This window comes from Mycobacteriales bacterium (assembly GCA_035995165.1).
Lineage (GTDB): Bacteria > Actinomycetota > Actinomycetes > Mycobacteriales > CADCTP01 > CADCTP01.
Genome location: DASYKU010000159.1, coordinates 1 through 8,980 on the forward strand (window position 1 = coordinate 1; position 8,980 = coordinate 8,980).

Sequence of the window (8,980 nt, forward strand, 5' to 3'; positions counted from 1 at the left end):
GCCCGTCGGAGCCGCTGCCGGCAGCCATGACGCGGGTCAGCGGCTGCGGCGTGCGGATGCCGGCCACGACGTCCTCGCCCTGGGCGTTGACCAGGAAGTCGCCGTAGAGCCCGCTCTCGCCGGTCGCCGGGTCCCGGGTGAAGCCGACGCCCGTCCCCGAGCGGTCGTCCCGGTTGCCGAAGACCATGACCTGGACGCTCACGGCCGTGCCGAGATCGTCGGGGATGCCCTCCCGCCGCCGGTAGGCGTCGGCCCGCGGCGTGTTCCACGAGCCGAAGACGGCCTCGATCGCGGCACGGAGCTGGTCGGCGGGATCCTCGGGCAGATCGTCGCCGACGGTCGACTCGTACATCTCCTGCAGCCGTCGATAGCAGTCGGCGGCGAACTCCTGGTGGCCGGTGACCTCGGCCAAGCCGTCGACGCTCTCCTCGTTCAGCCCGAGGTTCAGGATCGTGTCCATCATCCCCGGCATCGAGAACTTCGCCCCCGAGCGCACGCTCAGCAGCAGAGGGTCGGCGGGATCGCCGAAGCGCCGTCCCATCGCCGCCTCCAGCCGAGCGACGTGATCGGCGATCTCCTCGTCCAGGCCCGCGGGCCAGCCGTCATCGAGGTACTCGACGCAGGCCTCGGTCGTGATCGTGAACCCGGGCGGGACCGGGAGACCGAGGTTGGTCATCTCGGCCAGGTTGGCACCCTTGCCACCCAGCAGATCCTTGAGATCCTTGTTTCCCTCGGCAAAGTCGTAGACGAACTTGGGCACGATGAACTCCTCCGGTGCGGTCCCTCTCTGAAGCCTATCGGGACGCCGGGTCAAGGCTGCCGACCACCGTGCGGCCGCCCTGCACGACCGCGCGCAGGTGCCGGTCCGGCCTGGTCAGCACGGTGATGTCGGGCAGCGGGTCGGCGTCGAGGAGGAGCAGGTCCGCGATCGCTCCCCGTTCGATCCTTCCCAGGTCGGGTTGATCCAGTAACGCGGCGGCGTTCACGGTCGCCGCCTGCAGCACCTCGGCGGCCGGCTGGGCCTGGACCCGCAGGGTGAACTCGGACAGCTGCTCGTCGTGCATCGCGCCGAGCAGGTCGGTGCCGTAGACCAGCCGGACGCCGGCGTCGGAGGCCAGCTCGATCGAGCGCAGGCCGGCGTCGCGGACCCGCTGGAGCTTGTCCAGCTGGTCGCCCGGCATGCCCTCCTCGCGCCCGCGTCCGGCCAGGGCCTCGTACGTGGCCAGCGTGCCGACCAGGAAAATCTCCTTCTCGGCCATCAGCCGGGCCGTTGCCGCGTCGATCAGGTTGGCGTGCTCGACGCAGCGGAAGCCGGCCCGGGCCGCCCGGGTCACGCTGGCGGCCGTGTACGCGTGCCCGGTGACGTACCGGCCCGCGTTCGTGGCCTCCTCGACGAACGCGGCGAGCTCCTCGGTCGAGTACTGCAGCGAGTCCAGCCGGTCCGTCGGCGAGCTGATGCCGCCGGAGACCATCACCTTGAGGAAGTGCGCGCCCTTGCGCAGCTCGTCGCGGGCGGCGACCCGGACTTCGGTCACCCCGTCGGCGATCCGGGTCAGGCCCTCGCCACCGCCGGCGTGGCAGACCTCCCCGGCCGTCCGGGCGTCGCCGTGGCCGCCGGTCTGGCTGATCGCGTGCCCGCAGAAGAGCAGCCGCGGGCCGGGGATCGTGCCGTCGGCGACCGCGGCGGCCAGGCCCGCGTCGGCGCCGCCGGCGTCCCGGACGGTGGTGAAGCCGCGGCGCAGCATGGCGTCCAGGAGCCCGGCCGCCTTCAGGGCCGTGTACGACGCGGGCCGGCGCGGCACCGTGGCCAGATCCGCGTGCCAGGCCTTCACGTGCACGTGGCAGTCGATGAGGCCGGGCAGGACGGTCAGACCCCGGACGTCGGGCCGCTCGGCCTCCGCGCCGACGGTCGCGCCCGCGGCTCTGACCTCGGTGATCCGGTTCCCGTCGAGCACCACCTGCCGGTGCGGCAGCGTCCGCCCGGCCACCACGTCGACGACCCCGACGTCATCCAGGACGATCATGACCCGACCTTATCGGGCGGCATTCTTAACAGTCCGTGACCGTCCGGGCAACGACAGCGGTGCCGTGACCGTGTAAGAAGGGCGAATCAACTGTGCACGGGGGATCACCACCTCCACTGCTGCCGAGGAGGCCTGATGCCGGCAGATCTGCAGCCGGTCGAGGGCGGCGTCGTCCAGGACGGCTCCGCTCTGACGTACGAGGCGCTGCGCCTGGAGCTCACCCGGCGCACGTCGGAGGTGGCGGCCTTGCGGGTCGAGGTCGCGGCGCTGACCGCGCACGCCGCCCGAGCCACGCTCAACCCGCAGGTCATGGAGTGGAAGGCCAAGGCAGCGGAGTACGACGCGCTGATGGCGACCAAGACGATGCACGCGGTCCGGATCCCGCGCGCGATCTACGGGCGCATCCTCGCCCGCCGGGCCGGCACCTGAGCTGTTCGCCCGTTCCGGGCCGCCGGACCGGCCTGAGCCGGTCGGGCCGCCGGACCGGCCTGAGCCGGGAGCGCCGGACCGAGCGCGCCGCGGGCCTGAGCCGAGTCGGGCCCAGCCGCGAACTCGGCCGGGCCCGCTCGGCTCAGCAGCCGGGGAGGCGTTCGGCCAGGTAGGACCGGACGCGGTCGAGCGCGACGCGTTCCTGCGCCATCGTGTCCCGGTCCCGGATCGTCACCGCGTCGTCGGTGAGCGTGTCGAAGTCGACGGTCAGGCAGAACGGCGTCCCGATCTCGTCCTGGCGGCGGTAGCGGCGGCCGATCGCGCCGGCGTCGTCGAAGTCGACGTTCCAGCTCAGCCGCAGCTCCTTGGCCAGGTCGCGGGCCTTCGGGGACAGGTCGGCGTTGCGGGACAGCGGCAGCACCGCGGCCTTCACCGGGGCCAGCCGGCGGTCCAGCCGCAGCACGGTCCGCTTCTCCAGCTTGCCCTTGGCGTTGGGCGCCTCGTCCTCGTTGTACGCGTCGATGAGGAACGCCATCATCGGCCGGCCCACGCCCGCTGCCGGCTCGATCACGTACGGCACCCAGCGCTCGCCCTTGTCCTGGTCGAAGTACGACAGGTCGGCGCCGGAGTGCTTGGAGTGCGTGGTCAGGTCGAAGTCGGTGCGGTTGGCGATGCCCTCCAGCTCACCCCACTCGGAGCCGGTGAAGCGGAACCGGTACTCGATGTCGACGGTGCGCTTCGAGTAGTGGGACAGCTTCTCCTTGGGGTGCTCGTACAGCCGGAGGTTGTCGGCGTCGATGCCGAGCTCGGTGTACCAGCGGGTGCGCTCGGCGATCCAGTAGTCGTGCCACTGCTCGTCGGTGCCGGGCTCGACGAAGAACTCCATCTCCATCTGCTCGAACTCGCGGGTCCGGAAGATGAAGTTGCCCGGGGTGATCTCGTTGCGGAACGACTTGCCCTGCTGCGCGATGCCGAACGGCGGCTTGCGCCGGCTCGACTGCAGCACGTTGAGGAAGTTGATGAAGATGCCCTGGGCCGTCTCCGGGCGCAGGTAGGCCAGGCCGGACTCGTCCTGGGTCACGCCGAGGTGCGTGGAGAGCAGGCCGTTGAACATCTTCGGCTCGGTGAACGCGCCGCGGGTGCCGCAGTGGGGGCAGACGATGTCCTTCAGCCCGTTCTCCGGGGCCTTGCCGTCGTGCTTCTCCTCGTACGCCTCGATGAGGTGGTCGGCCCGGTAACGCTTGTGGCAGGACTGGCATTCGGTCAGCGGGTCGACGAACTCCTGCACGTGGCCGGAGGCCTCCCAGACCTCGCGGGCCAGGATGATCGAGGAGTCGAGGCCGACGATGTCGTCCCGGCTCTGGACCATGAAGCGCCACCACTGGCGCTTGATGTTCTCCTTGAGCTCGACGCCGAGCGGACCGTAGTCCCACGCCGCGCGCTGCCCGCCGTAGATCTCGCTGGACGGGTAGACGAAGCCCCGGCGCTTGGCGAGGCTGACGATGGTGTCGATACGGTCGGCTGGCACGGGTCCTGCTCCTCCGGCTGGCGGTCGGTGAGAACGCCGAGGTTACCCGGGCAGGCGCGGGACCCCCACCGGGCATCCAGCTGCCGGCCGCCCCGTCCCTAGCTGCCGGCCGTCTCATTCAGGCTGCAGACCTTCTGGCCGCCCTCGTTCCAGATCCCGAGGCTCAGGTTGACCGCCTCGCCCTGGTCGTAGCTGACCGCGACCGGGATGAGGGTCTCGTCCTTGCCCTCGCGCTTGCGCTTGGTCTCGGTGCCGAGGGTGTAGCTGGTGATCGTCCGGTCGGACAGGTCGAAATCGTCGCGCAGCGCGCTCTCGGACTCCTTGTCCTTGCCGTCCTTGCACAGCAGGCTGTGCGCCTTGCTCACGTCCTTGGCCTTGAGCGCGGCCATGAACTCGTCCGCGGTGTCGCGCGGGTTGCCGCCGCCGATCGTCGCGCCGAGCACGATCGCCGCGACCACGATCACCGCGACGACGCCGGCGATCGCGAGCACGATCGGGCGGCGGGACTTCTTCTGCGGCTGCCCGTACGGAGTGGGGTAGTACGGCTGGCCGTACTGCGGCGGGCCGCCCGGGCCGCCGGGACCGCCCGGGCCGCTCGGGCCGCCGAGACCGCTCGGACCGGGGTCGCCGGGGCGGCCGGGCGGCTGGCCGTACTGCGGGGGTGCGTACTGGCCGGGGGCGCCGAACTGCTGCGTGTCGCCGGCCTGCGCGTACGGCTGTCCGTACGGCTGTCCGTACGGCTGTCCGTACGGCTGGCCGTCGCCCTGCCAGGACGCACCCTGTCCGGACTGCTCCCCGGCCTGCCACTGCGCCGACTGTCCGGACTGCTCACCGGACTGCCACGGCGCGGCCGGCTGCTGCCCGGACTGGTGACTCGATTGCCACGGCGCGCCGGTTTGCGGCGGCTGGTCGTCGGGCTGCCAGGGGGTGGCGGCCTGGGTGGGTTGGTCGGGCTGCCAAGGGGCCGGGGGGCGGCCGGCGTGGCTGGCGCCCGGCTGCGACCCGCCCGGCTGCTGCTCCCACCCGTCGGCCGGCGGCCGGTCGGACCAGGGGGCCCGGCCCTCCTCGCGCGGCGTGCCGTCGGACGGTGTGCTCATCGGTCCCCCAGAAGTCGGGCGTCGTCTCGGTGCTCGTCGGCGGGTCGGACGTGGCCGCCGGTCCCTCGGATCCCGCCCGGACCGGCGGAATCCGCGTCCACGGCCCGGTCGCTGAGCGCGGTCGCGCTCACCCCCGCGCCGTCGGCGGTGATCAGCTCCTCGAACGCGCCGGCCTCGTCCCGGGCCTGCGCCAGCAGCGGGGTGGCGGCGAGCTTGACCTCGTACGTCCCCAGCGCCCGGCGGTAGGCCCCGACCCCGTCCCACTCGCTGACCAGCACCCACTCGGCCGGATCGTCGACGGATCGGCCGGCGTGGCCGCGGCGGAACCCGGGCCGGGCCGCGAGCGCCGCCAGCGCGTCGTGGGCGAGCTCGGCGAACCGGGCGCCCCCGGCCACGGGGACGGTGAATCGGGACACCACCAGCACGCGTCCGCACCCCCGGCTGCTCGCCCAGGCCCGGCCTGGGAGGATCGACAGCGGACCCGGCCGGGCCCGCTGCCAAACCGTACCGAAAGGGGTGGGCGCGCGTGCCGTCACCGCTCCGCCGCGCGGTCGAGCGCCGCAGCGTCGCCCCGCTGACCTGGGCCGCGACCCGGCCCCGCTGGCTGCCGTTCGTGCTGGTCCTGGTGCTGCTGCTGGGCGGGCTGTTCCTACCGGTGGCGGCCGCCGCGGCGCTGTTGGTGGTGCTGGCGCTGCTGCTGATCTGGCTCACGTACCTGGCCTGGCCGAAGCTGGAGGCGACCGGGCGGTTCACCCGGCTGCTGGTGCTGGCCCTGGTTGCGTACGTGCTGGTCCAGCGCCTCGTCGGCTGACGGCCGTGCCCGGACCTGGCCGCGCTGCTGCGCGCCACGGCGGGACTGCACTAGACGTTCCGCTCCGGAACTGTTCCGTGACGGGAGTATTCTCGACGGCATGACCACTCCGGACCTGGGACTGCTCTTCAACTCCGCCGGGCACGCCGTGGACACCGAGCTGACCGCGAAGCTGGCCGAGCTCGGCACCACGCCGCGGGTGATCTGCGTGCTGGGCAAGGCGCTGGGCCAGCAGCTGACCCAGTCCCGGCTGGGCGAGCTGGCCGGCCTGGACAAGACCACGATGGTCGTGACGATGGACGAGCTGGAACGGTCCGGGCTGGCCGAGCGCCGCCCGTCGACGACCGACCGGCGCGCCCGGATCGTGGCGGTCACGCCGACCGGCGAGGAACTGCTCGCCCGTGGCCAGAAGGTCGTCGACGACGCCAACACCGACATCCTGTCCGGGCTGCCCGACAAGGACCGCGAGGTCTTCGTCCGCTGCATGAGCGCGCTGGTCAGCAACCGGCTGGCGCGCCCGGTCGCCCCCGCCCGCCCGCCCCGCCGTCGTAGGTAGTCATGAAGTAGATAGTCCCGTACGGAACTATCTGCTACGGTCAGTTCTATGACCGGATCTTCGCGTCGGGCGGCACTGGCCGTGCTCTGCACCGGCATGCTCATGATCATCTTGGACGGCACCATCGTGACGGTGGCGCTGCCCTCGATCCAGGCCGACCTCGGCTTCTCCGCCTCCGGCCTGGCCTGGGTCGTCAACGGCTACCTGGTCGCGTTCGGCGGCCTGCTCCTGCTGGCCGGACGGCTCGGTGACCTGCTCGGCCGGCGGCGGACGTTCCTGGCCGGGCTGGCCGTCTTCACCGCGGCCTCGATCGCCTGCGGGTTCTCGATGAACCCGGCGCTGCTGGTGGTGGCCCGGTTCGTGCAGGGTGCCGGTGGCGCGGCCGCGTCCGCGGTGGTGCTCGGGATGGTCGTGACGCTGTTCCCGGCGGCGGCCGAGCGGGCCCGGGCCATCGGCGTGGTGACGTTCGTCGGCGCCGCCGGGGCCTCGATCGGGCTGGTCACCGGCGGTGTGATCACCGAGGCGCTGGACTGGCGCTGGGTCTTCCTGATCAACGCGCCGATCGGGGTGGTCGCGCTCGCGGCCGCGGCCCGGGTGCTGCCGCGCGACCGCGGTCTCGGGCTCGCCGCCGGTGCCGACGTGCCAGGCGCCGGGCTGGTGACGGCCGGGCTGATGCTCGGCGTCACCACGATCGTGCAGGCACCGGGCCAGGGCTGGACGTCGGCCCGGACGCTCGGCTCGGCCGCGCTCGCCGTGCTGCTGCTGGCCGGGTTCGTGCTGCGGCAGGCCCGGGTGGCCCGGCCGCTGCTGCCGCTGCGGATCTTCCGGTCCCGGGCCGTCTCCGGCGCGAACGGCGCGCAGGTGCTCATGGTCGCGGCCGCGCTCGGCTTCCAGTTCCTGTCCGCGCTCTACCTGCAGCAGGTCCTCGGGTACGGGCCGGCCCGGACCGGCTTCGCCGTCGTCCCGGTCGCGGTCGGCATCGGGATCCTCTCCCTCGGCCCGGCCGGGCGGCTGGCCCGGCGGTACGGGTCCCGGCCGGTGCTGCTGACCGGGCTGGCGCTGCTCGCGGCCGGGATGGCGGTGCTGGCCCGGCTGCCCGTCGACGCCCGGTACGCGGTGGACCTGCTGCCGGCCCTGCTGCTGCTCGGTGCCGGCGCCGGCCTGGCGCTGCCGACGATCACCGCGCTGGCGATGTCGGACGCGACCGAGGCCGACGCCGGGCTCGCGTCCGGGCTGGCCAACACGTCCCAGCAGGTCGGCGGCGCGCTCGGCATCTCGGTGCTGGCCGCGGTCGCGGCGGCGCGGGCGGACGCCCTCGGGACCGGGGCGGCGGCGCTGGCCGGCGGGTTCCGGGTGGCGTTCGCGGTGGCGGCCGGGCTGGCGGTGGCGGCGCTGGTCGTCACCGCGCTCGTCCTGCGCCCGGCGCCGGTGCGCGCCGAGGCCTAAGCCTTCGGGATGTCCAAGGCGCCGCCGTAGCGGCGGTCCCGGGACGCGTACACCTCGCAGGCCTTCCACAGGTCGCGGCGGTCGAAGTCGGGGAAGAGCGTGTCGAGGAAGACCAGCTCCGCGTACGCCGACTGCCAGAGCAGGAAGTTCGACGTCCGCTGCTCCCCCGAGGACCGGATGAACAGGTCCACGTCCGGCAGGTCGGGCTCGTCGAGGTGGCGGGCGATCATCTTCTCGTCGACCTTCTCCGGGTTGATCCGCCCGGCGGCGACCTCCCGGGCGATGGCCCGGGCGGCGTCGGCGATCTCGGCCCGGCCGCCGTAGTTCACGCAGAACTGCAGCGTGATGACCTTGTTGCCGACGGTCATCCGCTCGGCGTCCTCCAGCTCGGAGATCACCGACCGCCAGAGCCGGGGCCGCCGTCCCGCCCACCGGATCCGGACGCCGAGTGCGTTCAGCTCGTCCCGGCGCCGGCGGATCACGGCCCGGTTGAAGCCCATCAGGAAGCGGACCTCGTCCGGGGACCGCCGCCAGTTCTCGGTCGAGAACGCGTACGCCGAGAGGGTCCCGACGCCGAGCTCGATCGCGCCGTGGATGACGTCCAGCAGCGCTGCCTCGCCGGCCTCGTGGCCCTTGGTCCGGGGCAGGCCGCGGGAGTTGGCCCACCGGCCGTTGCCGTCCATCACCAGCGCGACGTGCCGGGGCACCAGGTCCGGCGGGATCGCCGGCGGCCGGGCGCCCGACGGGTGCGGCGGCGGCGCGGCTACGGTCACCGGCCCACCGTAGTCAGCTCGGCCGCACCCGCTCGACCAGCGGCAGCGACCGCAGCCCCCGCTCCAGGTGCCACTGCAGGTGGGCGGCGACCAGGCCGCTGGCCTCGCGTCGTACCGGTTGCTCGGACCGGTCGGCCGCGGCCCAGTCGCCGCGCAGCAACGCGGTCAGCAGCGGCAGCGTGCCGGGCGCCGGGTGGACCGCCCCGGCCGGGCGGCAGGTGGCGCAGACCGCGCCGCCGGCGGGGACGGAGAAGGCGCGGTGCGTACCGGGGTTGCCGCAGCGGGCGCAGTCGTCGAGCGCCGGCTCCCAGCCGGC

At 73.3% G+C, this 8,980-nt stretch carries 11 protein-coding genes; 4 read left to right on the forward strand and 7 right to left on the reverse strand.

From position 1 onward, the window contains the following. Positions 1–760 (reverse strand): PEP/pyruvate-binding domain-containing protein (locus VGP36_25775; GenBank protein ID HEV7658123.1); only part of this gene is annotated, 760 nt, incomplete at its 3' end. A 34-nt stretch (positions 761–794) separates the two neighbouring features. Then, on the reverse strand, positions 795–2,024 hold the full coding sequence (locus VGP36_25780; GenBank protein ID HEV7658124.1) for an amidohydrolase family protein: 1,230 nt from the start codon (positions 2,022–2,024) through the stop codon (positions 795–797). Positions 2,025–2,159: 135 nt separating this feature from the next. On the opposite strand from VGP36_25780, the gene VGP36_25785 reads away from it, so the two are divergent. Beyond that, complete coding sequence (locus VGP36_25785; GenBank protein HEV7658125.1) at positions 2,160–2,453, forward strand: hypothetical protein; 294 nt, start codon at positions 2,160–2,162, stop codon at positions 2,451–2,453. 142 nt (positions 2,454–2,595) lie between these two features. Here VGP36_25785 and VGP36_25790 read toward each other — a convergent pair whose 3' ends face one another. The 3 genes from VGP36_25790 to VGP36_25800 all read right to left on the reverse strand — a co-directional run bounded on the left by VGP36_25790 (position 2,596) and on the right by VGP36_25800 (position 5,503). Next, on the reverse strand, positions 2,596–3,981 hold the full coding sequence (locus VGP36_25790; protein ID HEV7658126.1) for a glycine--tRNA ligase: 1,386 nt from the start codon (positions 3,979–3,981) through the stop codon (positions 2,596–2,598). Between the two features lie 98 nt (positions 3,982–4,079). Beyond that, the gene (locus tag VGP36_25795; GenBank protein ID HEV7658127.1) at positions 4,080–5,078 is read right to left on the reverse strand and encodes a hypothetical protein; all 999 of its coding nucleotides are present in this window, start codon (positions 5,076–5,078) and stop codon (positions 4,080–4,082) included. Continuing rightward, positions 5,075–5,503, reverse strand: a complete 429-nt coding sequence (locus VGP36_25800) for an antibiotic biosynthesis monooxygenase (protein HEV7658128.1) — start codon at positions 5,501–5,503, stop codon at positions 5,075–5,077. The genes VGP36_25795 and VGP36_25800 overlap by 4 nt, the downstream gene beginning before the upstream one ends. A gap of 101 nt (positions 5,504–5,604) precedes the next feature. Between VGP36_25800 and VGP36_25805 the strand changes: the two genes are divergently transcribed. The 3 genes from VGP36_25805 to VGP36_25815 all read left to right on the forward strand — a co-directional run bounded on the left by VGP36_25805 (position 5,605) and on the right by VGP36_25815 (position 7,891). Beyond that, positions 5,605–5,889 (forward strand): DUF6703 family protein, encoded by a 285-nt coding sequence (locus VGP36_25805; protein HEV7658129.1) that lies wholly within the window; start codon positions 5,605–5,607, stop codon positions 5,887–5,889. A gap of 100 nt (positions 5,890–5,989) precedes the next feature. Then, positions 5,990–6,445, forward strand: a complete 456-nt coding sequence (locus tag VGP36_25810; GenBank protein HEV7658130.1) for a MarR family winged helix-turn-helix transcriptional regulator — start codon at positions 5,990–5,992, stop codon at positions 6,443–6,445. A gap of 48 nt (positions 6,446–6,493) precedes the next feature. Further along, positions 6,494–7,891, forward strand: a complete 1,398-nt coding sequence (locus VGP36_25815; GenBank protein HEV7658131.1) for an MFS transporter — start codon at positions 6,494–6,496, stop codon at positions 7,889–7,891. On the opposite strand, the gene VGP36_25820 is transcribed toward VGP36_25815, so the two are convergent. Together VGP36_25820 and VGP36_25825 are read right to left on the reverse strand one after the other, a co-directional pair. Then, positions 7,888–8,664, reverse strand: a complete 777-nt coding sequence (locus tag VGP36_25820; GenBank protein ID HEV7658132.1) for an isoprenyl transferase — start codon at positions 8,662–8,664, stop codon at positions 7,888–7,890. The genes VGP36_25815 and VGP36_25820 overlap by 4 nt on opposite strands. Before the next feature lie 13 nt (positions 8,665–8,677). After that, the coding region (locus VGP36_25825; GenBank protein ID HEV7658133.1) for a DNA repair protein RecO C-terminal domain-containing protein at positions 8,678–8,980 on the reverse strand (303 nt) is incomplete at its 5' end.